Raw genomic sequence first — 26,150 nt, 5'->3', positions numbered from 1 at the left:
TTGGATAAATTTTGTTTAAAATTCATAGTTTTAGTGGAACTAATATAGAATATAGTTTATATGCAGAAAGAGTAAGGAGGATTTGGATGAAAAAGGGATGGATTATAGGATTAGTTGTTGTCGTGTTAATTGTCATATATGGGGTTTCTTCTTACAATGGTCTTGTAAGTGCCAATGAAGACGTCGACAATAAGTGGTCACAGGTAGATAACCAATTAAAACGTAGAGCAGATTTGATTCCGAATCTTGTGGAAACGGTAAAAGGTTATGCATCGCACGAAACTGAAGCCATTAAAGCGGTCAGTGATGCACGTTCAAAGTTGGCAGGTGCTAATTCAACGGAAGATGCCATTGATGCAGATCAAGAACTGAGTGGGGCGTTAAGCCGCCTTTTAGTGGTCGTCGAGAACTATCCGGATTTGAAAGCCAATGAGAACTTTAAGGGCCTTATGGATAGTTTAGAAGGAACAGAAAATAGATTGACCGTCGCAAGAAAAGACTATAATGACGAAGTAACCACGTATAACAAGACCATTAAACGCTTTCCAAAGAATATGATGGCTAGCGCATTTGGGTTCGATGTAAAACCATATTTTGAAGTGACTGATCAAGAAAAAGAAACGCCGAAAGTTGATTTCGGGAGCGATAAATAATGAAAAAACTCGCTGTGTTTGCGCTATTTTTTATTTTCACTTTCAATTTAGCAAACGTAGTCGCAGCAGAACCTAACATTCCAAAACCTGTTGGAGATATTTATGTCCAGGATTTTGCTGGAGTCCTCGATGATCAGGAAAAATCAGAGCTTATAGAACTGGGAAAACGATTAGATGATGCTACAAAAGCACAAATCTCTGTTTTGACCGTTGACTCAATGGAAGGCTCTGAAATAGAGGAATACTCGGTCGAAGCATTTAGGAAATTCAAGCTCGGGGATGCAGAGCTAAATAACGGAGTCCTCATAGTTCTGGCCGAAGAGGAGCAGAAAATCCGGATTGAAGTGGGTTACGGGTTAGAAGGTGCCATTACTGATATAAAATCAGGACAGATTTTGGACAATGTGGCAATCCCTCAGCTGAAAGAAGGTAATTACAATCTTGCTCTGACTGAAACCTATAAGGCTGTTTATAACGAGGTCACCGAGGAATATAATTTAGGTGACGAGTTTTATCAAGATCTTTCCGTTCAGACAGATACAGGAACTTTTAAGCCATCAGGTTTACAGATTTTTCTCATCATCGTTGTGGTCATCATTTTGTTCATCCTCGATGCCAAATTGTTTAAAGGATTTTTCCTTCAAATTATCATCAATATCCTCTTGATGTTCATTAGTCGCGGAGGCGGAGGCGGCAGTGGTGGCGGTGGCTCACGAGGCGGTGGCGGAGGAAGCTCCGGTGGCGGAGGTTCTAGCCGTGGATGGTAAGGTAGATTTGACCGGGAAACCGGTCTTTTTTTATGCCTGAAACTTTACGTTTTCTAAGATGATTCAACAATGGAAAACCTTTCAGCACATCTATTTACGAGATGAAAGAAATAATAAAAATGTTCGGAAAGGCGGGATGACCTTGCGGACGTTTTCTGTATTGAAAGGAATGCCGGTTTTTACTATCAAAGGAGAAAGAATCGGCACGGTCCATGATTTATCTATTTCTGAAGCGGGTCAGGTAACAGGTTTGGTCATTCATCAACAAGCATTGTTTAAGAGATCTTTTCATTTGACTCTGGACGATATTTCTTCATATGGTCCGGATGGGATTGTCATCATACAACAGGAGTCAACCCCAAAGAAGGTGCCTGATGATTCCATCTGGCTAACAAAGGATGAAGTATTGGGACGAATGCTTCTTTCAGAAATGGGCGAGGAGCTCGGTTTACTGCAGGATGTATATTTCAGGGAAAAAATGGGCACGATTATAGCGTATGAAACAACGGATGGTTTTTTCTCGGAGACGACAGTGATTGAATCTAAACAGCCGCCTACATTAGGGAAGGATACCATCATTGTTTCAGTTTATGAACAGTGAGGTGTCCATTTTGGAAATAAATTGTCCGAATTGCCGCAGTAAAGATGTTGGGAAGATTGGTGTAAATCAATACTATTGTTGGAATTGTTTTATTGAAATGACCATTTCTGAGGGAATCATTAATACGCACCAGGTCGAAGAAGATGGAAGTTTAAGCTCATTAGACGACTTGTTTGAGGAAAATGACCGCCGCTTCAGCATGTAATTAACGGAAGAGGTGCTTGCAATGGCTAGACGTTCACGTAATGGTCTTATGAACATGATGAACACAAAAATGATTAACCGAAGTATCAAAAAAATACGCAAAAGAATAAAATCATTACTTTAAAGGGAATGGGTGTCCTGATGCTAAGGGCACTCTTTTTTATGTATGAAAACCTCTCACCTTTCGAAGAATAAACGAGCGGGAGGTGTAGATTTTGTGAGTATTCGTCTCAAGTGGTTTTATAGGCTTGGTTTTTTATTGCTCTTATTTTTTGTTATATATATTTTTATGAAACTGAAGCCTATGTGGGGACCGGCTGTAACTATAAGTGTAACAGTACTGCTGCCTTTTCTCATTGGTGCATTCATCAGTTATTTATTGCACCCTGTTGTGGAATTTTTAAATAAGAAAGGTATGCATCGCTGGCTTTCGATTACAATCATTTACTTGCTGTTTTTTGGAGGCATTGGATTTGCGGTTTATAAAGGCATTCCAGTAATGGTTAGTCAGGTGCGTGAGCTGTCAGAAAGTGTTCCTGAGCTGGTCGAGCAGTATCAAGGCAGGGTAGACAGGCTCAATCATCAAACGGCGGCCTGGCCGTTCGGGATACATGAAAGGTTTGAAGAAGGGGTCGTTCTTTTCGAAGGCTGGCTGAAAGGTATGCCGGAAAAAGCGATGGAGTATGCGATGAAGCTGTTAGATTTCGTTGTTCTGATTGCGCTTATTCCATTCATTGCTTTTTATATCCTGAAAGACTTTGCTGCGTTAAAAAAAATGGCCTGGTATATGACCCCGAAAAAATGGCGCAAGCAGGGACGTGCATTCGTACGGGATGTTGACGCTTCCCTAGGTGGGTATATCCGCGGGCAAATTATCGTCTGTGTTGCAATTGGAGTGATCTCATCCATTCTTTTTTGGATAGTCGGAATGCAATATCCGTTGTTGTTAGGAGCGATTATCGGAATAACCAATGTCATACCGTATTTTGGACCGATTATCGGGGCCATTCCTGCGGTTATAATTGCCGCCACAATATCTGTGAAAATGGTGATGATTATCATAGTCATCGTGCTTGTGCTTCAATTTCTTGAGGGGAATATTCTGTCACCTCTTATTGTCGGGAAAAGCCTCCATATGCATCCACTTTTCATCATGCTTGCATTGGTAGCTGGAGGTGAAATAGGCGGGATTACGGGAATGGTACTTTCAATCCCTATCTTGGCTGTACTGAAAGTTTTTGTGCTTCATGCCCGTGTTCACTTCAGAAAGAAGCCGCCCCTTATTGACAAATAAAAGTCTTGTGAATATAATCCATTACATAAGATAATTCGTTGAAGGATGAAGTATGCTGAAGTCCATCTAAAAGAGAGGGGTCCCCCTGGCTGAAAGGGACTGCAAGGTGAAGAGCAGCAGAAAGCTAGTCCGGAGAGCAGCTAATACCTGCCGTCATGCCGCGTTAAGGCTTTTATGAAGGTGATGGACGAAGGCTTTTTCTACGTCCATAATCAGGGTGGTACCGCGAGTTAACTCTCGTCCCTGTTTTTGGGATGGGAGTTTTTTGTGTGCTCAAAATTACATAATTTTAAAGGAGGATATATAGATGAAGTATTTAACTGGTGCTCAAATCCGCCAAATGTATTTAGATTTTTTTAGTGAAAAAGGCCATAACATTGAACCAAGTGCGTCATTGGTTCCTCATGAAGATCCATCATTGCTATGGATCAACTCTGGGGTAGCAACGTTAAAGAAATATTTTGACGGACGGGTGATTCCTGAAAATCCAAGGATTACAAATGCACAAAAGGCAATTCGTACAAACGATATTGAAAACGTGGGGAAAACTGCGCGTCATCATACGTTTTTCGAAATGCTTGGTAACTTCTCAATTGGTGAATACTTCAAAGAAGAAGCAATCACATGGGCATGGGAATTTTTGACCGACGAAAAATGGATTGGTTTTGACAAAGAGAAATTAGCGGTGACAATCCACCCGGAAGATGACGAGGCATTTGAGCTTTGGAATAAAAAAATCGGTGTTCCTGCTGAAAGAATCATCCGTTTGGAAGAAAATTTCTGGGATATCGGTGAAGGTCCAAGTGGCCCGAATACGGAGATTTTCTATGACCGTGGCCCAGAATATGGTGATGACCCGAATGATCCAGAACTATATCCAGGTGGCGAAAATGAACGGCATTTAGAGGTGTGGAACCTTGTGTTCTCTCAATTTAACCATAATCCGGACGGTTCTTACACACCGCTTCCGAAGAAAAATATTGATACAGGCATGGGTCTAGAGCGTATGGCTTCAGTCGTGCAAAATGTGGCGACAAACTATGATACAGACCTGTTCATCCCAATTATTAGAGCTGTTGAAGAAATTTCTGATGTGAAATATGGTGTCGATGTAGAAAAAGATGTGGCATTTAAAGTCATTGCCGACCATATACGTACAGTAGCATTTGCTGTTGGAGACGGAGCACTTCCATCCAATGAAGGTCGCGGCTATGTGCTACGTCGTTTACTTCGTAGAGCGGTTCGTTATGCGAAGCAAATCAACATTAACCGTCCATTCATGTTCGAGCTTGTGACAGTGGTTGGTGAAATCATGAAAGATTTCTACCCAGAAGTTCTCGTTAATAAAGAATTCATTGCGAAAGTAATCAAGAATGAAGAAGAACGGTTCCATGAAACGCTTCATGATGGACTAGCTATTCTTTCTGAAGTCATCAAAAAAGAAAAAGAAAAAGGCGGCACAGTCATTCCAGGTAGCGATGCATTCCGTTTGTATGACACATACGGCTTCCCAATCGAATTAACGGAAGAATATGCGGAAGAAGAAGGCATGACGATTGATCAATCTGGCTTCGAAAAAGAAATGGAAGCACAGCGTGAACGTGCTCGCTCTGCGCGTCAAGATGTGGATTCCATGCAGATTCAAGGTGGAGTATTAGGCGACATTAAAGTTGAAAGTGAATTTGTCGGATATGATCAGGTGGCAGTTGATGCAAAAGTTGCGGCAATCGTGAAAAATGGCGAGCTTGTAACAGAAGCGCAAGAAGGCGAAGAAGTTCAGGTGATTCTGAACCAAACACCTTTCTATGCAGAAAGCGGCGGACAAATAGCTGATAAAGGAACGATGGCTAGTGAATCCGTTAAAGTGAATGTACATGATGTTCAAAAAGCACCAAATGGCCAAAACCTGCACCGTGTAACTGTTGTAGCCGGCACTTTGACTACAGACACTGAAATTGTTGCTGCGGTAGATCAAGAAAACCGCATCCATATTACGAAAAATCATACGGCGACACATCTTTTACATCAAGCTTTGAAAGATGTACTTGGAACACATGTTAACCAAGCTGGTTCACTGGTACAAGCTGAGCGTCTTCGTTTTGACTTCTCTCACTTCGGTCAGATTACAGCAGAAGAGATTGAACAGATTGAAACGATTGTAAATGAAAAAATTTGGCAAAGCTTACAAGTGAATACGGATTATAAAAACATTGAAGAAGCAAAAGCAATGGGCGCGATGGCCTTGTTCGGCGAAAAATACGGCAAGATAGTCCGTGTCGTTCAAATTGGCGATTATAGTCTTGAGCTTTGCGGCGGTGTTCACGTCCCGAATACAGCGGTAATCGGCTTGTTCAAAATTGTTTCTGAAAGCGGCATCGGTGCGGGTACACGCAGGATCGAAGCAGTAACAGGAGCAGGAGCATACAAATTGATGACTGACCAAATCGGTGTATTAAAAGACGCAGCTGCTAAATTGAAAACAAACTTGAAAGATGTACCTTCAAGAATTGAAACAGTTTTAGCGGAAGTGAAAGATCTTCATCGTGAAAATGAAAGCTTGACTGCAAAATTAAGTAATATTGAAGCAGGAAGCCTTGTTTCTAACGTAAAAGAAATTAATGGTGTACAAGTATTAGTGGCAAAAGTTCAAGCTACTGACATGAATAATCTACGTGCTATGGCAGATGATTTGAAACAAAAGCTTGATTCTGTCATTATCGTATTAGGATCGGCTCAAGGCGATAAAGTCAATTTGATTGCCGGAGTTACGAAGGATTATATCGAACGCGGTTTCCATGCCGGTAAATTAATTAAAGAAGTCGCATCTCGTTGCGGTGGAGGCGGCGGCGGCCGTCCAGATATGGCACAAGCCGGTGGAAAAGACCCAGAAAAATTAGATGCAGCACTTAATTTTGTTGAAGAATGGGTCTTAACGATTTCATAATCAATGAAAAGTGTTGTACAATGAAGATAATAATGGATTCTGGACGCTGAGGAGAGGTGCATGATAATGAGTTCCTTTGATAAAACGATGAAATTTAATTTTCCCGAAGAACCATTCGAAAGAGATGTACAGGAAGTATTGTCTCAAGTTTATGTTGCACTTCAGGAAAAAGGTTATAACCCGATTAACCAGATTGTCGGTTATCTATTATCTGGTGACCCGGCCTACATCCCGCGCCATATGGATGCTCGAAACATTATTCGTAAGCTTGAACGCGATGAGATCATTGAAGAATTGGTTAAATCGTATCTTAAGAACCATCGAGAGGAATACTAATGCGCACAATGGGACTTGATTTAGGTTCAAAGACTATCGGCGTTGCCGTGAGTGACGCGATGGGTTGGACTGCACAAGGATTGGAAACAATCAAAATTAACGAAGCTGGAAATGACTTCGGCTTTAAACGTCTCAATGAAATAATAAAAGAACATGAAGTTTCTAAAATTGTCCTCGGTTTACCCAAAAATATGAACGGAACCGTTGGACCGCGCGGTGAGATCAGCCAAGATTTCGCCAAACGTTTAGAAAACAAATTCAAGCTGCCGGTGTTTCTCTGGGATGAACGGTTGACAACGATGGCGGCTGAACGTGTTCTTCTTGAGGCGGACGTGAGCCGAAGCAAACGTAAGAAAGTCATTGATAAAATGGCAGCTGTCATGATTCTACAAGGTTTCTTAGACAGACAAACAAATTCAATATGAGGTGAATACAAATGGAACACGGCGAAAACAACATTACAGTAGTAGATGAAAACGGAAACGAGCAGCTTTGCGAAATCCTGTTCACATTCGATTCTGATAAATTTAACAAATCTTATGTACTTTACTATCCGATGTCTGCTGAAGATGACGAGGAAGAAATTGAAATCCACGCTTCATCATTCACACCAAGCGAAGATAATAAAGATGGTGAACTTGCACCAATCGAAACAGAAGAAGAGTGGGATCTAGTCGAAGAAATGTTAAACACATTCCTTGACCAAGAAGAAGCTGAAGAAGAATAATATATATAAAAACTGACCTTAAACCAAGGTCAGTTTTTTTCATTATGTACCAAAAAATCCTTATCTTTTCTCCACAAACAAAAGAATAAAAGTGGCGAGTGGACCTAAAAATAATGATAATATGAACCAATTCAAAGCCGTTCTATTTTTACCTTGAGCAAGCCCGGCATTAATGAGTGCTAGTGTCCCCCAACCAACAAAATAAGAATTATCCAACTCCTTCACACCTTTCTTTATCTAAAATTAATAGTAGCATAACCACATAAATATTCTTTTTATTTTATCAGATGTCTGAAACACCACTCGTATTCGAAGAAAATCTCATGAAAGTCTATTACAGCTGATTACTAAAAAATATCACTAATTCCCTATTAAATAACACCTGTATATTGACAAAACTAGTGCGATTTTGCCATAAATAGAGTATTAACGAATGTAGTTTTGCAAAAAACATGTATTTATTTGTTGGTTTTAGTATAATATTCGAAGCAAAGTCTAATTAGAGAAAGCATCTTCTAGGAATCATTATGTAGTTGGTGTGAGTTTGCAGGGGGAATGAAAATGGATGAAAAAGATCATAATTTATCAAAAAAGGAACATATTCGAATGAAATTGTTAGAACAGCAAGGAGAAGCAAGGCTTGTTCGTAAAATTATCATGATTACGATAGCTTCGCTAATTTTATTAATCGGGATAGTTGGTCTTGTGGGCTTTTTATATATCAACTCAGCCATGAAGCCAGTTGATCCTGACGATGACACGATTAAGAAAGTGAAGATTCCAATCGGTTCTACCGTGAATGGAATTTCAACATTGCTTGAAGAGCAGGGGATAATCAAGGACGCCCGTGTATTCAAATATTATATTAAATTCCGTAATGAATCCGGTTTTCAGGCAGGGGAGTATAAATTATCACCATCCATGCCAATTCAAGATATTGTGACTAGCATCAAAACCGGGAAACTTATGAAAGAAGCGACCATGAAAATAACGATTCCAGAAGGAAAGCAGCTAATTCAGATTGCTGATATCATTGCCGTGAAGACGGATCAAGATCCGAAAGAAATTTTCAAGAAATTGAATAGTGAGAAATTCGTTAATTCCATGCAAGAGAGATTTCCGGAGCTGTTAACGTCGGAGATTGAGAATAAAAATGTTTTGTATCCGCTTGAAGGGTATCTATTCCCAGCGACCTATGACTTTTATGAGGAAAAACCGTCTTTAGAAGCAGTAGTAATTGAGATGCTGAAGAAAACGGAAGAGACCTTGCAGGCATATGAAACTCAGATGAACAAAAAAGATTATTCTGTTCACAAGATGTTGACATTTGCTTCGCTTGTTGAAGAAGAGGCAACTGCCCAGGTAGACCGTGGGAAAATTGCTTCCGTCTTCTATAATCGTATCAAGAAAGATATGCCGCTACAAACGGATCCGACCGTTTTGTATGCAAAAGGTTCACATAAAAGTAAGGTGCTATACAAAGACCTTGAGGTGAAGTCTCCGTATAATACGTATAAGAATAAGGGGTTGCCGCCGGGTCCGATTGCCAATGCCGGAACGACATCGATTGATGCGGTGTTGAAGCCTGAGAAGACAGATTTCTTATACTTCTTGGCAACACCTGAAGGAGAAGTTCTTTATTCGAAAACGTTGGATGATCACAATATTAAAAAGGCAGAACATATTACCAATAAATAATAGCTGATAGCTAAAGCGACTAGGGGGGAGGGATATTACTTTCCCCTTGTTTTTATGATAGAATAGTAAAAGTGAAATTTCAGATCCGATTTTTATCGATGACTGTAACTCGGCGATTGCCGGGTTTTATTTTGAAAGATAAGGAAATATAGATCGTCAAGCATACTGGTTTCAGCATGTTGTGTAAAGATGATGGCACTTGAAAGGTACTGATTATCTTTCGGTCCAGCCCATCTTCTGCTTGAACCAACCAAAGCGCTTTCGTTTTTCTTATTATTGGAGGAAATGTCTTGAACGGAAAAATAGAACAATATCTTCATTCCTTAATCCCGGAACGTACGGGTTTAATTAAGGAGTTAGAGGATTTTGCACTGGAAAATAATGTGCCGATCATGGAGCCGGAAGGTATAGAGGTGCTACTCCAGATTTTGAGGCTTCATCAACCGCAGGCGATATTGGAAGTTGGTTCAGCGATTGGCTATTCGGCTATAAGAATGGCTGAAACCTTGCCAGAAGCACGTATCGTCACACTTGAACGGAATGAAGCTCGAATTCAACAAGCGAGAGCTAATTTTGCTAAGGCTGACCTTTTGGAACGGATTACCCTCATTGAAGGGGATGCCCTTGAAGCAGGGCCGCTAGTAAAAGAACATGGTCCGTTTGATATCATCTTTGTTGATGCAGCTAAAGGGCAGTACAAGCGCTTCTTTGAGCTGTTTGAGCCATTCCTGAAGGATGCTGGCATTATTATTACTGATAATGTATTATTTAAAGGCTTGGTTGCTGAAAACATAGAAGAAATGGAAATGACGAGACGAAAACGTGCTCTTATAAAAAAAATTAGAGACTTTAACAATTGGTTACACAACCATCCACATTACGATACAGTAATTCTGCCGATTGGTGATGGTGTGGCCATAAGTAAACATAGAGGTGACAAAAATGAAAAAGCCTGAATTACTCGTGACTCCGACAAGTGTCACTCATATTACAGCGCTTATCGATGCGGGTGCTGATGCATTCGTTATCGGGGAACAACGTTATGCGCTTCGTCTAGCAGGGGAGTTCAAACGTGAGGACGTTAAGAAAGCAATTGAACTTGCACATGCAGCAGGTAAAAAAGTATACGTGTCTATGAATGCTATTTTTCATAATGAAAAAGTGGACGAGCTTGAAGAATATGTCGTTTTCCTTAAGGAAGCAGGGGCAGACAGGATTATCTTCGGAGATCCTGCTGTCCTGATGGCCGTTCGAGCTGTAGCGCCGGATATGCCGTTGCACTGGAATACAGAGATGACGGTAACGAACTGGTACACGTGTAATTATTGGGGGAAACGCGGTGCTGTCCGTGCCTTGGCTGCTCGTGAAATAAGTTTGGACGAAATTGTTGAAATGAAGGAAAATGCCGAAGTCGAGATTGAAGTGCAGGTCCATGGCATGACGTGCATGTTCCAATCGAAGCGCTCGCTGCTAGGTAACTATTTCGAATACCAAGGCAAAGCGTTAGAAGTGGAAAATCGGAAGGAACAAAAAAGTATGTTCCTGCATGACAAGGAACGTGAAAATAAATATCCGATTTATGAAGACGAAAATGGAACGCATATCATGAGTCCGAACGATATGTGCATGATTGATGAACTTCAGGAATTAATTGAAGCGGATATTGATTCTTTGAAAATTGAAGGGGTGTTACAAACGCCTGAGTATATTGTAGAAATAACAAAATTATATCGTGAAGCGATTGATGTATGTGTAGAAGATACGGACCGTTATGATGATATGAAAACAGAACTATATGAAAAAGTTAAAGCGATTCAGCCGGAAAACCGTGAGTTGGATACAGGATTCTTCTTTAAAGAATCGGTTTATTAAAGAAAAGGGTAAGAGAAAGAGGAGGAATAGCCTTGAATGCTATTGCTAATAAAATTTCCAAAATAGTTGATGGAAAGAGAGTCATTGTTAAAAAACCAGAATTGCTGGCTCCCGCTGGCAACCTGGAAAAATTAAAAATAGCTGTCCATTATGGCGCAGATGCCGTGTTTATTGGCGGACAGGAATACGGACTTCGTTCAAATGCGGGTAACTTCACTTTTGAGGAAATGAAGGAAGGCGTCGAATTCGCTAAAAAATATGGTGCTAAAGTATATGTGACTACGAATATCTTCGCTCATAATGAAAATATCGATGGACTTGAAGAATATCTGGAAGGCCTTCAGGAAGCCGGAGTTCATGGAATTATCGTTGCTGATCCATTAATCATTGAAACTTGTAAGCGGGTTGCTCCTAACGTTGAGATCCATTTAAGCACACAGCAGTCGTTGTCGAATTGGAAGGCTGTTCAGTACTGGAAAGAGGAAGGTCTGGAGCGTGTTGTTTTAGCACGTGAGACAAGTGCTGAGGAAATCCGTGAAATGAAAGAGAAAGTCGATATTGAGATCGAAGCGTTCGTTCACGGTGCAATGTGTATTGCCTATTCTGGACGCTGTACCCTTTCAAACCATATGACTGCACGTGATTCGAACCGAGGTGGCTGTTGCCAGTCTTGCCGTTGGGATTATGATTTATATGAATTAAATCAAGACGGGGAAAAAGCTTTATTTGATAAAGAAGATGCACCATTCGCAATGAGTCCGAAAGACTTGAAATTGATTGAATCTTTGCCTGGCATGATTGAAATCGGCATTGATAGCTTAAAAGTCGAAGGCCGGATGAAGTCCATTCATTATATCGCTACAGTAGTCAGTGTCTACCGTAAAGTGATTGATGCGTATTGTGCCGATCCGGATAATTTCAAGATTAAGCAAGAATGGTTGGAAGAGTTGGACAAATGTGCGAACCGCGAGACAGCATCAGCGTTCATGGAGGGAGAAATTCCTGGGTATAAACAGCAAATGTTCGGGAATCATACCGTAAAGACTCGCTTCGACTTCGCTGGACAGGTACTTGATTACAATGAGGAAACTCAAATCGTCACCCTGCAGCAGCGTAACTTCTTCAAGCCTGGTGATGAAGTGGAATTTTTCGGACCGGAAATCGAAAACTTCACTCAAAAAATTGGAACGATCTGGGATGAGTCAGGTAATGAGTTGGACGCAGCACGCCATCCGCTTCAAATTGTCCGCATTCAAGTAGATAAGCAAGTATATGTGAACAATATGATGCGGAAGGAGAATTAACATGACAGGGAAAAAACCAGTAGTTATCGGAGTTACCGGCGGATCAGGGTCAGGTAAAACAAGTGTTACCCGTTCAATTTTTGAATTCTTTCAAGGGCATTCAATCTTGATGATCGAACAAGATTATTATTATAAAGATCAGAGCCATCTGCCGTTTGAAGAACGATTGAAAACAAATTATGATCATCCGCTCGCATTTGATAATGATTTGTTAATCGAGCATCTTAATGCGTTGCTACGCAATGAAACGATAGAAAAGCCTGTTTATGATTATTCGATTCATACACGTTCAGATGAAGTCATCACCGTTGAACCACAGGATGTTATCATTCTTGAGGGGATTCTGGTGCTGGAAGATGAACGCCTTCGAAATTTGATGGATATGAAGCTCTATGTAGATACTGATGCAGACTTGCGGATACTTCGCCGAATGACGCGCGATATTAAAGAACGCGGCCGTTCCATAGATTCTGTCATCGATCAATACATCAGTGTCGTTCGCCCGATGCACAATCAGTTCATCGAACCGACAAAACGTTACGCCGACATTATCATTCCTGAAGGTGGTCAAAACCATGTGGCGATTGACCTTATGGTGACAAAAATTCAAACAATCCTTGAACAAAAGTCTTTTTTGTAATAACATAGCATAAATAATGATAGGTGCCATTTTCCTTCGTTTTTTATAAAAATCCCATTTATTTATTGGGAAAGACTGGACAAATGTTGGAAAACGCAATACTCTATTCTTGATACAGAACGAACCGGCTGTTCAATGCAGTCGGTTTATATACTAAGGAACAGTTTGTTTCTTAGTATCAAAGCGCGTGCTTTATTAAAGGCGTGCACTTATAAATCTGATTCAAGTTTTAGGGTTAAGAACTATATAGTACATAAACTTGTCACAGCGAATGCTTGCTGTAAAGAATTTGAAGGAGTGAAGGGTTTTGGCAATTGAAAAAGAATATCCAATGACTAAAGAAGGTAAGTTAAAGCTTGAACAGGAACTGGAACAATTAAAAACAGTTAAACGAAAAGAAGTTGTAGAGAGAATTAAAATCGCCCGCAGTTTTGGAGATCTTTCTGAGAACTCAGAGTACGATTCCGCAAAAGAAGAGCAGGCATTTGTTGAAGGGCGTATTACTACAATCGAAAACATGATTCGTAATGCAAAAATCATTGAAGGCAATGATTCGAATACAGATACAGTTTCACTTGGAAAGTCTGTAACGTTTGTAGAACTTCCGAACGGTGACGAAGAAACCTATTCTATCGTGGGTAGCGTTGAAGCGGACCCATTCGAAGGGAAAATTTCAAATGATTCACCAATTGCCAAAAGCTTAATTGGAAAAAGAGTCGGCGACAAGGTTTCGATTATGACACCTGGCGGCGAAATGAGCGTCAAAATCGTGTCTATTAGCTAATGACCTTTAAAGAGGATGCCCCTTAGGGCATCCTCTTTTTGTCGGTTTCATGTTAGTCTCTCTATAAGTTGAATGAAAGTAGAAAAGCAAGCTACTTTAAATTTGTTCATAATTGTTTAAAAATTCACACCTCGTCAACAATGGTTACGAGGTGTATTTTTATGAAAAAGAAACGAATGAGGATGCTGGCTATTGTATTGGCTACTTTGATGCTAATGCTTATAGGCAGGCTTGCCTACATCCAACTTGTATCGACAGAATCTTTCTCTAAACATGATGTGAATTTAATAGAAGCAAGTGTAAACCAGCGGTCGCAGATTTTAAAGATTGATGATGGGCGGGGGAAGTTTTATGACAGAAATGGAGAGCCGCTTGCCCATGAAGAGATTCCAACCCTTGTGCTGTTTCCATTTTTGAACAAAATGACATGGCCTATAGATGAAATTGCCTCGATTATCGGCAGACCGGAATCGGAGTTGAAAAGGGCAATTGCGGAATCGGATGAACCATTTGTTTTTGGCGGAGATAAACCGATTGAGTTAACGGCCAGCCAATCGAAGGCTATCAATGAAATGAAGATCCCTGGGGTTTTTGCTGTGAAAGAAAAGCTATATCACGATCAAACTCCGGCAGCGCAATTGATTGGCACGACGAATATATCAGATGCCGAAAAGAAAAAGCGTTACCCGGATATGGAACTAGCTGCCGAAACGAAGATCGGCAATACCGGACTGCAAAGAACCTTTGACGAATTCTTGCTTTCAGCAGGAGAATCAAAGCTCGTTTTTCATGTAGATGCCACTGGCGGTCCAATGTTCGGTGTGGATGTAAAATACGTAGAACCTGCAAACCCGCTCTACCCAGTGAAGGTTGTAACAACGATTGATAAAGAAATCCAGGAAAAAGCGGAGAAGCTTGTTGACGAACGCGGAATAAAAAAAGGGGGTCTCGTACTGATTGATATAGAAAAAAGTGAGATCGTAGCCATGGTATCACGTCCAGCACTTGATATAAAGGATCCGAATGGCGAAGGAGCCATCAATATGATGCTAACTCAAAAAACGCCAGGCTCCGTTTTCAAAACGGTCACAGCTGCAGCAGCAATTGATTATGAAGCAGCTAGTCCTACAAGAACATTCAATTGTAATTTGACGATTAACGGAAAAACAGATAAACAGAGGGATCTGGGCATGCTTAATTTTGAAAATAGCTTTGCTCAAAGCTGTAATAGGACATTTGCTGAGTTGTCACAGGAAATCGCTGTGAAAGACCCTGATTATCTTGATAAATATGCGAAAATGTTAGGCTTAATCGGCGAATCAGGATGGCAGGGGGATGTGTATCATACAGCAGTTACTCAACTGTATCATGAACAACAAGGAAAGGTCTGGCATGATGACGATTTAAAAAAGGACCCTAAATTGATTGCCCAAACAGCAATTGGTCAGAAGGATGTCCAAACGACACCGCTTGCAATAGCCAACATGATGGCGACGATTGCCCGTGGCGGTAAGAAAGAACAAGTTAAAGCCGTGTCAAAGGTTGAATTTAACAATAGTACGACCGTTGTAAGCTTTCCAAATCAAAGTATGGATGGAAATTCCCTTTCTCCCTATACAACAATGAAGCTGCAGCATCTCTTACGGAAAGTCGTAACCGAAGAGAAAGGGACTGGTGCTTCCTTGAAGGATTTGCCTGTAGAGGTCGCAGGCAAGTCTGGAACAGCACAGACGAAAACTGAAAAAGGGGAGCTCAATAAATGGTTTGCAGGCTATTTCCCCTATAAAAATCCTAAATATGCATTGGTTACAGTCAGTTTTGAAACGAAAGAAGATAGTGCCAGCATGACGCCTCTTTTTTCAGATATTGTAAAAGTTATGTACTCCAAGGACCAGGACTAGTGCAAGAATTGACGAAAAGTCTAGGAAAGCCTTCCCTTCTATCTCTAGCCAAATCATGTTAAAATGAGGCAGTACGAAATGGTAAGGGAGGAATGGACCTTGGGCTCAAGATTCAATCAGAGAGATCAAAAAAGAAAAGTAAATAAAATATATAATATCGCAATCACCGTTGTCTCGATTCTTATTGTCATTGTCGCCGTCTCTATTTTCTTAAGTGATGATGGCACTGATACAGAAAAAGCTACAACTGAACCAAAGCAGACCGTTGAAAAAGATGCGAAGAAGAAAGTGGATAAACCTGCTGGCAAAGAAGAAGATACTGATTTGACTAAGGAAGATGAAGACGAGGATAGCAAAGCAACTGAAGAAGGTACAGAAGAAAATACTGAAGATGGCACTGATACAGACGCAGACACAAACACAGACACAAACACAGACACAAACACAGACACAAACACAGACACAAATCCAGATACAGACACAGATAAAGCAGAGGACGCTGAGCTTGTCGAAGTGGAAGGAAGCGGAGATGGCAATGTCGCGACAACATACAAGAGCGAGAGCTGGAAACCAGTTGGCACAGAGCAATCCGGTGAACACACAACAAGCTTTCAAAAGAACTCTGTTGATTGGAATGAAATGAGTAAAGCGATTGCTCATGGAGCAGGTATTGACCAAGGTAACATGAAACTGTGGTGGCTTCAAAACGGCGGATCACCTAACACTGCAATCGGTACCGTATCAGAAGGGGACAACCCTAAAACCTTCCGCGTTTATATTGAATGGGTAGACGGATCAGGTTGGAAGCCCGTTAAGGTTGAAGAATTGAAGACGAACGATAAGAAATATAAGTAAGAGTTTATATGAATATATCTTCAAAATGAAAAACCCCCGAAAAGAATGTCTCTTTTCGGGGGTTTTTCATTGATAATAAAGATTACTTTTTGGCTTTAAAGTGAACGACTGCACTGTAAAATCTTCTGCCCTCTTCACTGACATACATTTGGTGCGATACGGAGTGGACTTGAAGCATGATCGCTTTATTGATTTCGATTTGTGACTGGATTTTTTCTTCTAGGTTCTTGATGCTTTCTGCTTCAAAAAATTCAATTTTATCTTCGAATAAGTTTAAGTCGAGTTGAAAATTCATTTCTGTATTCCTCCAACGTTTTAATAGTGTTAGTTTAACACCAAATGAATTGAATCTGAACTTGAATGATAGATTTGCCTAAAAAATAAGAACTGTTCTTAGATTCATTTCATATTATGCTTATAGGTTTTATTATCTTATTATAAAAAGGTGATTAAAATGGGCAGAGAATTTGTAGAGTTATTTGAGGAATGGTCGAAATCGTATGATGATACCGTCGGTGGACACGATATTGAATATCAAGAGGTTTTTAAACATTATGACAACATATTAGACAGCGTCACGAGTCGGGCTCATGGTCATGTGCTGGAGTTTGGGGTAGGGACCGGGAATTTAACGGCAAGGCTGCTGAAGAAAGGTCTTATGGTGTCTGGAATTGAGCCGTCACCAGCAATGAGGGAAATAGCGATTAGCAAGTTAAGGGGAAAAACAGAAATTATCGATGGTGATTTTATGGATTTTCCGGAGCCTAAACAAGTAGATTCGATTGTGAGTACGTATGCTTTTCACCATTTAACCGATGAAGAAAAAGAAAAAGCTATAGCGAACTATGGAAAGTTACTGAATACAGGTGGTAAAATAGTGTTTGCGGATACAATGTATCAATCGAGAGACGCGCATGAACAAGCGATTCAAGATGCAAAGCATGCAGGCTTTCATAATTTGGCAAACGATTTGCAAACGGAATATTATACGACCATTCCTTTTTTAGAAAAAGCACTTGAAACACATGGATTTAAAGTGAACTTTGAGCGCTGCAATCAATTTGTCTGGATTATGGAGGCTGAAAAATTATAGGAAGAGGTTTTTACTAATGAAGGTAGCCATAATCGGAGCAATGGAAGAAGAAGTTACGATTTTACGTGATAAATTGGAAGGTTTGGAGCAGGTTACGATTGCCGGATCCGAATTCAACACAGGGACACTGAACGGCATTGAGGTCATTTTACTTAAATCGGGAATCGGTAAAGTGAATGCTGCAATGTCCACAACGATTCTTTTAGAAAAATTCAAACCGGATGCGGTCATTAATACAGGATCTGCTGGAGGTTATCATCCAGCGCTTAATGTAGGGGATGTGGTCATTTCAACAGAAGTGCGCCACCATGATGTTGACGTGACAATCTTTGGCTATGAATACGGTCAAGTACCGCAATTGCCAGCAGCATTTATCCCGGACGAGAAGCTTTTTGCTATCGCAGAAGAAGCGGCGAAAGAAATTGAAGATATTCAAGTGGCGAAAGGTTTGATCGTGACGGGAGATTCTTTCATGAATGATCCTGTTCGGGTTGAATTCGTCAGAGGGAAATTTACAGATTTATACGCGGTGGAAATGGAAGCGGCAGCTATTGCTCAGGTAGCACACCAATTCCAAACACCGTTTGTTATCATTCGTTCCCTTTCAGATATCGCTGGCAAGGAGTCGAATATTTCCTTTGATAAGTTCTTAGAAACGGCGGCGCTTCATTCATCCGCTCTGATTTTAAAAATGGTTGAAAAAATGAAATAAATGTTAGCGATCAGCGGAAGCTATTCCGTTGATCATTTCTTTATATGTATAACCAACTAAATTGGTAGGTAAACTCTGAAAGGATGTCCAAATATGAAGGTCTTTCAAAACATTCATGATTTGATTGGCGAGACGCCCCTTATGGAAATCACCCATTTCCCCCTTCCAAATGAAGTCCGGATTTTTGCGAAGCTGGAATTCTTTAACCCTGGGGGCAGTGTGAAGGATCGGCTTGGTCAGGAACTTTTAACGCAAGCGTTTCTGTCAGGAAGAGTAAAGGAGGGCGGAACCATCATCGAGCCGACAGCTGGAAATACTGGGATTGGATTGGCTCTGGCGGCGATTAACCGTGGCGTGGATGTAATATTTTGTGTACCGGAGAAATTTAGTATCGAGAAACAGGAATTGATGCGAGCCCTTGGTGCAAAAGTGATTCAGACCCCGACAGAGGAAGGAATGACAGGAGCGATTGCTAAGGCAAAGGCGTTGCTGGCCGAAATTCCGGATGCCTATTGTCCTCAGCAGTTTGCCAACCCATCTAATCCGGATGCGTATTATAAAACGCTAGGACCGGAAATTTGGGAGCAGCTGGATGGCAATGTGGATGTGTTTGTTGCCGGTGCCGGGACGGGAGGGACCTTCATGGGGACATCACGTTATTTAAAAGAAAAAAATCCAGCGGTCAAAACCGTTATTGTTGAACCAGAGGGATCAATTTTAAGCGGAGGCAAAGCTGGGCCTCATAAAACAGAAGGGATCGGCATGGAATTTTTACCTCCCTATATGGATGAAACGTATTTTGACCAGATTCATACGATAAGCGATAGTGATGCGTTTCAGATGGTGAAGGAATTGGCAATCAAAGAAGGCCTGCTTGTTGGGAGTTCTTCCGGTTCGGCGTTTGCTGCGGCAATGATAGAAGCGGAAGAGGCTGCTCAAGGGACAAATATTGTCGTGATTTTTCCGGATTCTAGTGAACGTTACTTAAGCAAAAAAATTTATCAGGGAGGCTTGTGAAATGAGGAAAAAAACACAATTAATTCATGGCGGCATTTTTGGTGATGAAAAAACAGGTGCAGTTTCGGTGCCGATCTATCAGGTAAGCACCTTCAAGCAGGATGGTCCAGGAGATCATCGAGGCTATGAGTATTCCCGTACCGGTAACCCAACCCGCCATGCTCTGGAGGAATTAATCAAGGAGCTTGAAGAAGGGAAAAGAGGATTCGCCTTCGGTTCAGGAATGGCAGCTATGACGGCGGTCATGATGTTGCTCAATCAAGGTGATCATGTATTGCTGACCGATGACGTATATGGAGGTTCTTTTCGGATCATGACAAAAGTGCTGAACCGGTTCGGCATAGAGGCGACCTTCGTCAATACGAGTGATATTCACACTATCGAAAAAGAAATCAAGTCTAATACAAAAGCATTGTTCATTGAATCACCTACGAATCCATTATTGAAAATTACTGATCTTGAATCGGTATCTAAAATAGCTAATGCAAACGGCTTGCTTACTATTGTGGATAATACGTTCAGTACGCCATACTGGCAAAATCCACTTAACCTTGGAGCAGATATCGTACTTCATAGCGCGACGAAGTACCTTGGGGGGCACAGCGATGTTGTAGCGGGTCTTGTCGTGGTGAATGATGAAAAACTTGGTAATGACCTTCATTTCATCCAAAACTCTACAGGGGGCGTGCTAGGGCCTCAAGATTCATGGCTGCTGATGCGTGGCATGAAAACGCTTGGCATCCGGATGGAAGAGCATGAAAAAAACACTTCTCAAATCGTTCGTTTCTTAACCGAGCATAAAGGAGTTTCAAAAATCTATTATCCAGGTCTTGAAAACCATCCAAACCATGACATTGCCAAAAAACAATCACGTGGCTTTGGCGGTATGGTTTCATTCGATGTCGGCAGTGCAGAAAAGGCCGAACGTGTGCTGGAGAAAGTAAAATACTTTACCCTTGCTGAAAGCCTTGGTGCAGTGGAGAGCTTAATCTCGGTTCCAGCTTTGATGACGCATGCCTCTATTCCGGCAGATCGCCGTGCTGAACTTGGAATCACCGATGGATTAATTCGTATTTCCGTAGGTCTTGAAGATGCGGAAGACCTAGTGGAAGACTTGGAACAGGCGCTAAGAGGTTAAACGGACAGTATCATCTTCTCGGCTTACTGCCATTATTTACACCGTATCATTTGGAATAAATATGGTAGAATGAGATGTCGATTACTTACTAGCTTGAAAGAAGGTGGAAATGGCATGAAAAATCGTAAAAAACAAACGGCTGCAGTTCTACGATCAAAAAAGACGGATTTTAAACAATTTGCGATTACCTTGCTATGTGTGGGCTCGTTCTTTTATTTAGGAACCATACTCCCTTCTGTTGAAAAAACGATGGTTTCCACGAATGTCTATATGGGAGCCACAATTTTGTTCCTCGGTATGTCTATTCTATTTTTCAGATTATCTAATAAATATAAAAAGATTTTGGCAGAAATGGATGACCATGACTCTTTAAAACAATAAAAGCAAGCCTGATTCTTCGTAGATGTTGACGGAGAATCAGGCTTTTTTGTTTTTCAAACATCTAGAGGAAATCAATAACAGGATAGGACTGCTTTTTCATACTTATTTCCTCCCTTACCTGTGAATTTCTAATGAAAATAGGAAAAAAGAAAGAACTTTCAAAAAAATAGGCAAAAGCCGTTTACAAAAACGTTATTTATGGATATACTTACCAGGTAATAAAAAATATTCCAAAGGAGGTCGATGAAAATGAAATTGTATCTACAAGGATCCATCACTAATCAGATTGGCTTGACTGTTTCAAATAACAATCACATACTATTCGACCTGTGCCAAGCGGAATATTTCTAAAGCAATTTTGGCTTTATTAATCATTCAAACATAGCGGCCGCAGGGAGAATTCTTTTATCCTGCGGTCTTTTTATATTCTCTTAAAAATCCCGCAGGAGGAAGTAACTTTCTGCGGCCTTTTTATGCTTTTTTTGGTAAGCCGCTCCCTTAAAGGAGGTGATATTATGACACTGAATATGCTATTTTTTACAATCACAATTAAAATGAAAAAAATGACTGCTGAAGAATGTTTGCAACAGGAGAGAATTCACAAGCTTCGTGAAGAGCACTTAAACAATGCAATGAAGCATCGTCCTTTTTTCTAAGACTTGATATGTACGGTTATCCGTTAGGATTTATAAATTTTAGGAAAGGTGGAGGTAAATATGATTAAATTGGTTTATATAAAAGGAGATAAGTATTGTTATTGGAATGAGAAGGATACCGGCTAATGGATTCGTTTACCTTTCACAGTATTGCCATGGTTTGTATGTAAATTGTTCAAATAAGCAACGGTTAAGAGCAGCGGAAACATGATAAATTGAAGATAAGATTAGATATGGGGAGTGATTCTTGATGTTCTCAATGGTAATGATCCTTATTTTTACTACTGTTATCGGAACTGTAATCGCTGTAAATGTTTCCGTCGATGCCGATCAGCCGCTTCACAGTTTGAAGTAATAATGTAAAGTAGAAAACTCGGCATTTCAGCCGAGTTTTTTATATGCTTTTATCAGCAGCAAGGACCGAGTCCACCGTCTCCAAACCCACATCCCGGGAGCCACCAAAAGCCGAATATGAGCAATAAAATCAAGAGGACAATAAATAGGCCATACCCAAACCCGTAACATCCTCCTCCATAACAAGGTGCTGGACCCGGATAACCATAGTTATACCCGTATGGTCCATAGTTATACATAGTAAAAACCCCCTCTCCCTAAAAATTCACTATCATTATATGAATGTTTGTATTTGTCCGATTGGGATTTCAACCATTCTTGTTTTAGACATTTTTTTACTTTCATGATTTCTTTTAGTGGTACAGACACGAACAAGCCCACTGTTGCATAGTTATGAATAGGGAAACCAAAGAAACGGGAGGATGAGACCAATGCCCGGAATACTTACAGCTGTAGGCTATATTATCAAAGAATTTTACTTATTAGTTTCCTATGTAAAAAACAACGCTTTTCCCCAGCCCTTGTCATCCCAGGACGAAAAGAAATACCTGAAGCTCATGGGTGAGGGTGATGGTGATGCCCGTAACATTCTTATCGAGCATAACCTCAGGCTTGTTGCCCATATCGTCAAGAAATTCGAGAATACAGGCGAAGATACAGAGGATCTGATTTCGATTGGGACAATAGGCTTGATAAAAGCCATTGAAAGTTATTCCGATGGAAAGGGTACGAAGCTGGCCACATATGCAGCACGTTGTATCGAGAACGAGATCCTGATGCATTTACGAGCAACAAAAAAAACGAAAAAGGATATTTCATTACATGACCCGATTGGTCAGGATAAAGAAGGAAACGAAATCAGTTTAATTGATGTGTTGAAATCAGAATCAGAAGATGTCATTGATACGATTCAGCTCAATATGGAAATTGAAAAGGTGAAAAAGTATATTGATATTTTGGATGAACGGGAAAAGGAAGTCATTGTTGGCCGGTTCGGACTAGATTTAAAAAAGGAAAAAACCCAGCGGGAAATTGCTAAAGAACTTGGGATTTCCCGTAGCTATGTATCACGTATTGAAAAACGTGCCTTGATGAAGATGTTCCATGAGTTTTATCGAGCGGAAAAAGAGAAAGAAAAGAAAGCAAAAGGATAAAAATCATTTTTTAAAGCAAAAAGAGTGCGGGTCAAACTTCCCGCACTCTTTTTGTTTTAATATTTATTTCTGAATAGTTCTGCAAAGGCATGATAAATCTCAATACCTTGGGAAAGGAACAGACGTGAAGCAGTTAAAGAAAAGACACCAATCATTATTAGGCGGAACCACATGTTCATCACTCCTCGATTTTATTTTTTTATAAAATCTTAGAGTTTGTGGTTACGTAATTCGCCTGGAAAAAGACTGGGCTGAGAAATCTCCGTCGAAGATTTGAGTGAAAATAAAGAAAATTAAAAATACAAAATTCGAAAGTAAGAAAAAGGATAACGTCCTGCCAGGAACCTAAGAAAGGTATGAACGGGAGCTTTTTCTCGGCCTTATCCCAGTGATGAACATCAGTGTGTTCTTCAAGGTTTAATGGCTGTGTGTGATGTTGAAGAGGTATATGCAGTGTCCAAAGAAGCAGGGTAATGGCTGACAGCTGGATAAATAGTTTCATGTAAACCTTCCCCTTTCCTAAGGATATAACCATCATAACATGCTTTTAATTATGGATATAGAAAAATGTTTTGAAAAATTACTGAAAATTCTTTTTAGTTAGAAAAATATAGGTAAAACCTCTATAATAGGTATATTGATAAAAGGGGGCAAACAGAAAATGGAATATTCTTTAACATGGGATTTGGATATCTTTTTTAAAGGAGGAAGCTCTTCTAAGGAATTCCTGCTTTTTTTAGATGAAATCAATCAAGAGGTTCAAGAATTTGATCGTCTTGTAAGCAAGATAAATTCAGAAGAAAATGATGAAATCAGTTTGATCCAGGCATTTGATCTTTATAAAAATTTAAATATGAAATCGAGACAGGCTAGCGCCTTTATAGGATGCCTGGAAGCTCAAAATGCACAGGATAAAAAGGCAGGTCAACTGCGAATAAAACAAATGAAGAGTGTGGCGTCACTAAAAACGGTGGTAAGTAAACTGGATGAAAAGCTAGTGGAGCTTGATGAGGTGTTTTTTCAGAGTATCCTCAATAAAGAGCCGTTGAATGAACTGAAATATGTATTGAATGAACGTAGAGAAAGAGCGAAGGAAAGGCTTTCTGTTAAGGAAGAGTCACTAATCACCCAGCTATCCATGGACGGGTTTGAAGGCTGGAGCCAAATGTATGATACAATTGTGGGCTCGATGACCATCCCTTTTAAGGGTGAAGCACTTTCTGTTGGTCAGGCGGCTAATAAATTTTCTGATCCGGATAAAAACGTCCGGAATGAATTGTTTACTGCTTGGGAACAGGCTTGGGATGAAAAAAGTGATCTTTTTGCCCGGACTTTGAATCATTTAGCAGGCTTTCGTCTCAGTGTGAATGAAAAAAGAGGCTGGGATGATATTTTGAAGGAGCCGCTAGAAATCGGCAGGATGAAGAAAGAAACCCTCGAGAGCATGTGGACCGTAATTGCTGAACATAAGGAGCCGCTAGTGAAGTTTTTACATAGGAAGGCGGAATTACTTGATTTGGAGAAATTAAGTTGGGCTGATTTGGATGCTCCTCTCGCTGTTACAGCAGAGTCAAAGGTAATGGATTATCAAGAAGGTGCAGATTTTATCGTGCAGCAATTTTCTAAATTTGGAACTCAGTTAGCGAACTTCACTCAAAAAGCATTTGAAGACAGCTGGATTGAAGCAGAAGACAGACCAGGAAAGAAGCCAGGCGGTTTCTGCACAAGTTTCCCTTTGGATAAGCAATCCCGGATTTTTATGACGTATTCGGGCACCCCTTCGAATGTGTCGACATTGGCTCATGAATTGGGGCATGCTTTCCATTCATATGCGATGAGGGATATCCATCCATTGAATCGATCATATGCAATGAACGTGGCAGAAACAGCCTCTACGTTTGCAGAGATGGTCGTTTCGGATGCAGCAGTGAAAGAAGCGACAAATGAGGAAGAAAAGCTGATTCTTTTAGAAGATAAAATTCAACGCTCTGTGTCATTGTTGATGAATATCCATGCTCGTTTCTTATTTGAGACAAGATTTTACGATGAGAGAAAACAGGGATATGTCAGTGCCGACCGCTTAAATGAACTAATGGTTGAAGCGCAAAAAGAAGCCTATGGTGATGCGCTAAGTGAGTATAATCCAACGTTTTGGGCTTCAAAGCTTCATTTCTATATAACAGGTGTACCGTTTTATAATTTCCCATACACATTCGGATTCTTGTTCTCATTAGGCATTTACGCGAATGCGCTTAAAGAACCTTCTGGGTTTGAAGAAAAATATATTGCTTTACTAAAGGACACCGGTTCCATGAAGGTCGAGGACTTGGCAGAGAAACATTTAGGCGTGGATTTAACTACCCGTGATTTTTGGGAAGAAGCGGTTACTGCCTGTCTGGAGGATGTCGAAGAGTTCATGCGTTTGACCGATCCTCTAGTTCAAAAAGCATAAACTTGGTCTTGTTAAAATAAGAACAAAAAAGCGGATGTCCGGTTTAGGACATCCGCTTTCCCATTTACACTTTTTTCAGTTTAAATGGACTGACCATAAGTAATGATAATATAATCATGAGGGATAAGAAAAAGACCGGGTGGAGATAAGGAATGGCTAAATAACTAACGGTGGCTAAACAGCCTGCAACGGTAATCGGAACGCCGGTAAAATATCCATTGCTTTCACTGATGTTAAAACGGGCTAGACGAAATGCGCCACAGCCGATGTAAAAAACCGTAAATAGTGTGCCTGGAGCTCCGAATTCTATTAAAATTCCTTGGTATAATAATAGAGCTGGTGCAACGCCGAAAGAAATAATATCGCACATGGAATCAAGTTGCTTACCTAATTCCGATTCAATGTTAAACTTCCTGGCAACCATACCGTCAAAGCGATCTGCAAGGGCAGCTAGGAAAATTAAAAGCAAGCTTAAATTCAATTGGCCGTGCATCACGGCAATTATTGCAAATCCACCAAGGGATAAATTCATTAAAGTAAGTATATTTGCTGTTTGGGCTTTCACTTTTTTAATGGTTTGATCTAGGGCGTGTAATAAAAACATCTTTTCACT

At 40.5% G+C, this 26,150-nt stretch carries 29 protein-coding genes and 1 other annotated feature; of the genes, 25 read left to right on the top strand and 4 right to left on the bottom strand.

The features are described from left to right. Positions 1 to 86 precede the first annotated feature (86 nt). From NST21_RS19690 to NST21_RS19650, 9 genes are all read left to right on the top strand, one after another. A complete protein-coding gene (locus NST21_RS19690; RefSeq protein WP_056528511.1) occupies positions 87 to 653 on the top strand; it encodes a LemA family protein in 567 nt (188 codons plus the stop codon). Beyond that, entirely contained in the window at positions 653 to 1,420 is a 768-nt protein-coding gene (locus NST21_RS19685; protein ID WP_328114501.1) for a TPM domain-containing protein, read from the top strand. The genes NST21_RS19690 and NST21_RS19685 overlap by 1 nt, the downstream gene beginning before the upstream one ends. Positions 1,421 to 1,562: 142 nt before the next feature. After that, positions 1,563 to 2,021 (top strand): PRC-barrel domain-containing protein, encoded by a 459-nt coding sequence (locus NST21_RS19680; RefSeq protein ID WP_056528520.1) that lies wholly within the window; start codon positions 1,563 to 1,565, stop codon positions 2,019 to 2,021. Then, entirely contained in the window at positions 2,011 to 2,226 is a 216-nt protein-coding gene (locus NST21_RS19675) for a hypothetical protein (RefSeq protein WP_053348138.1), read from the top strand. Before NST21_RS19680 ends, NST21_RS19675 begins: the two co-directional genes overlap by 11 nt. A 216-nt stretch (positions 2,227 to 2,442) precedes the next feature. Then, positions 2,443 to 3,519 (top strand): AI-2E family transporter, encoded by a 1,077-nt coding sequence (locus NST21_RS19670; RefSeq protein ID WP_340890799.1) that lies wholly within the window; start codon positions 2,443 to 2,445, stop codon positions 3,517 to 3,519. Between the two features lie 29 nt (positions 3,520 to 3,548). Then, positions 3,549 to 3,767, top strand: a binding site (T-box leader). A 59-nt stretch (positions 3,768 to 3,826) separates the two neighbouring features. After that, positions 3,827 to 6,463, top strand: a complete 2,637-nt coding sequence (gene alaS, locus NST21_RS19665) for an alanine--tRNA ligase (RefSeq protein WP_056528526.1) — start codon at positions 3,827 to 3,829, stop codon at positions 6,461 to 6,463. A gap of 66 nt (positions 6,464 to 6,529) precedes the next feature. Next, positions 6,530 to 6,799, top strand: coding sequence for an IreB family regulatory phosphoprotein (locus NST21_RS19660; protein ID WP_034311358.1), 270 nt, complete (start codon positions 6,530 to 6,532; stop codon positions 6,797 to 6,799). Continuing rightward, the gene (gene ruvX, locus NST21_RS19655; protein ID WP_053347052.1) at positions 6,799 to 7,224 is read left to right on the top strand and encodes a Holliday junction resolvase RuvX; all 426 of its coding nucleotides are present in this window, start codon (positions 6,799 to 6,801) and stop codon (positions 7,222 to 7,224) included. Before NST21_RS19660 ends, ruvX begins: the two co-directional genes overlap by 1 nt. Positions 7,225 to 7,235: 11 nt before the next feature. Further along, entirely contained in the window at positions 7,236 to 7,526 is a 291-nt protein-coding gene (locus NST21_RS19650; RefSeq protein WP_053347051.1) for a DUF1292 domain-containing protein, read from the top strand. A gap of 60 nt (positions 7,527 to 7,586) precedes the next feature. Here the strand turns inward: NST21_RS19650 and NST21_RS19645 are convergent, their stop codons facing one another. Further along, positions 7,587 to 7,742 (bottom strand): hypothetical protein, encoded by a 156-nt coding sequence (locus NST21_RS19645; RefSeq protein ID WP_201223604.1) that lies wholly within the window; start codon positions 7,740 to 7,742, stop codon positions 7,587 to 7,589. Positions 7,743 to 8,081: 339 nt separating this feature from the next. On the opposite strand from NST21_RS19645, the gene mltG reads away from it, so the two are divergent. The 8 genes from mltG to NST21_RS19605 all read left to right on the top strand — a co-directional run bounded on the left by mltG (position 8,082) and on the right by NST21_RS19605 (position 16,580). Further along, the gene (gene mltG / locus NST21_RS19640; protein ID WP_340890798.1) at positions 8,082 to 9,224 is read left to right on the top strand and encodes an endolytic transglycosylase MltG; all 1,143 of its coding nucleotides are present in this window, start codon (positions 8,082 to 8,084) and stop codon (positions 9,222 to 9,224) included. A gap of 290 nt (positions 9,225 to 9,514) precedes the next feature. Beyond that, on the top strand, positions 9,515 to 10,180 hold the full coding sequence (locus tag NST21_RS19635) for an O-methyltransferase (protein ID WP_201185907.1): 666 nt from the start codon (positions 9,515 to 9,517) through the stop codon (positions 10,178 to 10,180). Beyond that, positions 10,167 to 11,096 carry a peptidase U32 family protein gene (locus tag NST21_RS19630; protein WP_053347048.1) on the top strand — a complete coding sequence of 310 codons (930 nt, stop codon included), beginning with the start codon at positions 10,167 to 10,169 and terminating at the stop codon, positions 11,094 to 11,096. Before NST21_RS19635 ends, NST21_RS19630 begins: the two co-directional genes overlap by 14 nt. Positions 11,097 to 11,128: 32 nt before the next feature. After that, positions 11,129 to 12,400: a peptidase U32 family protein gene (locus NST21_RS19625; protein ID WP_340890797.1), complete on the top strand. Its 1,272-nt coding sequence runs from the start codon at positions 11,129 to 11,131 to the stop codon at positions 12,398 to 12,400. A gap of 1 nt (position 12,401) precedes the next feature. Beyond that, positions 12,402 to 13,040 (top strand): uridine kinase, encoded by a 639-nt coding sequence (udk, locus tag NST21_RS19620; RefSeq protein ID WP_340890795.1) that lies wholly within the window; start codon positions 12,402 to 12,404, stop codon positions 13,038 to 13,040. 307 nt (positions 13,041 to 13,347) lie between these two features. Continuing rightward, a complete protein-coding gene (gene greA, locus NST21_RS19615) occupies positions 13,348 to 13,824 on the top strand; it encodes a transcription elongation factor GreA (protein ID WP_056528546.1) in 477 nt (158 codons plus the stop codon). A 161-nt stretch (positions 13,825 to 13,985) separates the two neighbouring features. Beyond that, positions 13,986 to 15,725 carry a peptidoglycan D,D-transpeptidase FtsI family protein gene (locus NST21_RS19610; protein WP_340890794.1) on the top strand — a complete coding sequence of 580 codons (1,740 nt, stop codon included), beginning with the start codon at positions 13,986 to 13,988 and terminating at the stop codon, positions 15,723 to 15,725. 99 nt (positions 15,726 to 15,824) lie between these two features. After that, positions 15,825 to 16,580, top strand: a complete 756-nt coding sequence (locus tag NST21_RS19605) for a YrrS family protein (protein ID WP_340890793.1) — start codon at positions 15,825 to 15,827, stop codon at positions 16,578 to 16,580. Positions 16,581 to 16,662: 82 nt separating this feature from the next. Here the strand turns inward: NST21_RS19605 and NST21_RS19600 are convergent, their stop codons facing one another. Then, positions 16,663 to 16,875, bottom strand: a complete 213-nt coding sequence (locus tag NST21_RS19600) for a DUF2536 family protein (protein ID WP_053347042.1) — start codon at positions 16,873 to 16,875, stop codon at positions 16,663 to 16,665. 159 nt (positions 16,876 to 17,034) lie between these two features. On the opposite strand from NST21_RS19600, the gene NST21_RS19595 reads away from it, so the two are divergent. From NST21_RS19595 to NST21_RS19570, 6 genes are all read left to right on the top strand, one after another. Continuing rightward, positions 17,035 to 17,673: a class I SAM-dependent methyltransferase gene (locus NST21_RS19595; protein WP_340890792.1), complete on the top strand. Its 639-nt coding sequence runs from the start codon at positions 17,035 to 17,037 to the stop codon at positions 17,671 to 17,673. Positions 17,674 to 17,689: 16 nt separating this feature from the next. Beyond that, the gene (gene mtnN, locus NST21_RS19590; RefSeq protein WP_053347040.1) at positions 17,690 to 18,385 is read left to right on the top strand and encodes a 5'-methylthioadenosine/S-adenosylhomocysteine nucleosidase; all 696 of its coding nucleotides are present in this window, start codon (positions 17,690 to 17,692) and stop codon (positions 18,383 to 18,385) included. 93 nt (positions 18,386 to 18,478) lie between these two features. After that, positions 18,479 to 19,402, top strand: a complete 924-nt coding sequence (locus tag NST21_RS19585; RefSeq protein WP_340890790.1) for a PLP-dependent cysteine synthase family protein — start codon at positions 18,479 to 18,481, stop codon at positions 19,400 to 19,402. Between the two features lies 1 nt (position 19,403). Then, complete coding sequence (locus tag NST21_RS19580) at positions 19,404 to 20,540, top strand: bifunctional cystathionine gamma-lyase/homocysteine desulfhydrase (RefSeq protein ID WP_057218756.1); 1,137 nt, start codon at positions 19,404 to 19,406, stop codon at positions 20,538 to 20,540. Between the two features lie 114 nt (positions 20,541 to 20,654). Beyond that, positions 20,655 to 20,921, top strand: coding sequence for a YrhC family protein (locus NST21_RS19575; RefSeq protein ID WP_053347037.1), 267 nt, complete (start codon positions 20,655 to 20,657; stop codon positions 20,919 to 20,921). Between the two features lie 515 nt (positions 20,922 to 21,436). Next, complete coding sequence (locus NST21_RS19570; protein WP_116820737.1) at positions 21,437 to 21,577, top strand: YrzI family small protein; 141 nt, start codon at positions 21,437 to 21,439, stop codon at positions 21,575 to 21,577. A 407-nt stretch (positions 21,578 to 21,984) separates the two neighbouring features. Here the strand turns inward: NST21_RS19570 and NST21_RS19565 are convergent, their stop codons facing one another. Continuing rightward, on the bottom strand, positions 21,985 to 22,170 hold the full coding sequence (locus NST21_RS19565; RefSeq protein ID WP_340890788.1) for a hypothetical protein: 186 nt from the start codon (positions 22,168 to 22,170) through the stop codon (positions 21,985 to 21,987). Between the two features lie 192 nt (positions 22,171 to 22,362). On the opposite strand from NST21_RS19565, the gene sigK reads away from it, so the two are divergent. Then, positions 22,363 to 23,085 carry an RNA polymerase sporulation sigma factor SigK gene (sigK, locus tag NST21_RS19560; RefSeq protein ID WP_053347035.1) on the top strand — a complete coding sequence of 241 codons (723 nt, stop codon included), beginning with the start codon at positions 22,363 to 22,365 and terminating at the stop codon, positions 23,083 to 23,085. A 661-nt stretch (positions 23,086 to 23,746) separates the two neighbouring features. Beyond that, a complete protein-coding gene (locus tag NST21_RS19555) occupies positions 23,747 to 25,537 on the top strand; it encodes a M3 family oligoendopeptidase (RefSeq protein WP_340890787.1) in 1,791 nt (596 codons plus the stop codon). Between the two features lie 64 nt (positions 25,538 to 25,601). On the opposite strand, the gene pssA is transcribed toward NST21_RS19555, so the two are convergent. Further along, entirely contained in the window at positions 25,602 to 26,141 is a 540-nt protein-coding gene (gene pssA, locus NST21_RS19550) for a CDP-diacylglycerol--serine O-phosphatidyltransferase (RefSeq protein WP_056528566.1), read from the bottom strand. Between the last annotated feature and the right edge of the window lie 9 nt (positions 26,142 to 26,150).

The sequence above is a fragment of the Peribacillus sp. FSL K6-1552 genome (assembly GCF_038005205.1).
Lineage (GTDB): Bacteria > Bacillota > Bacilli > Bacillales > DSM-1321 > Peribacillus > Peribacillus butanolivorans.
This window is presented reverse-complemented; position numbering and strand designations above follow the sequence as displayed.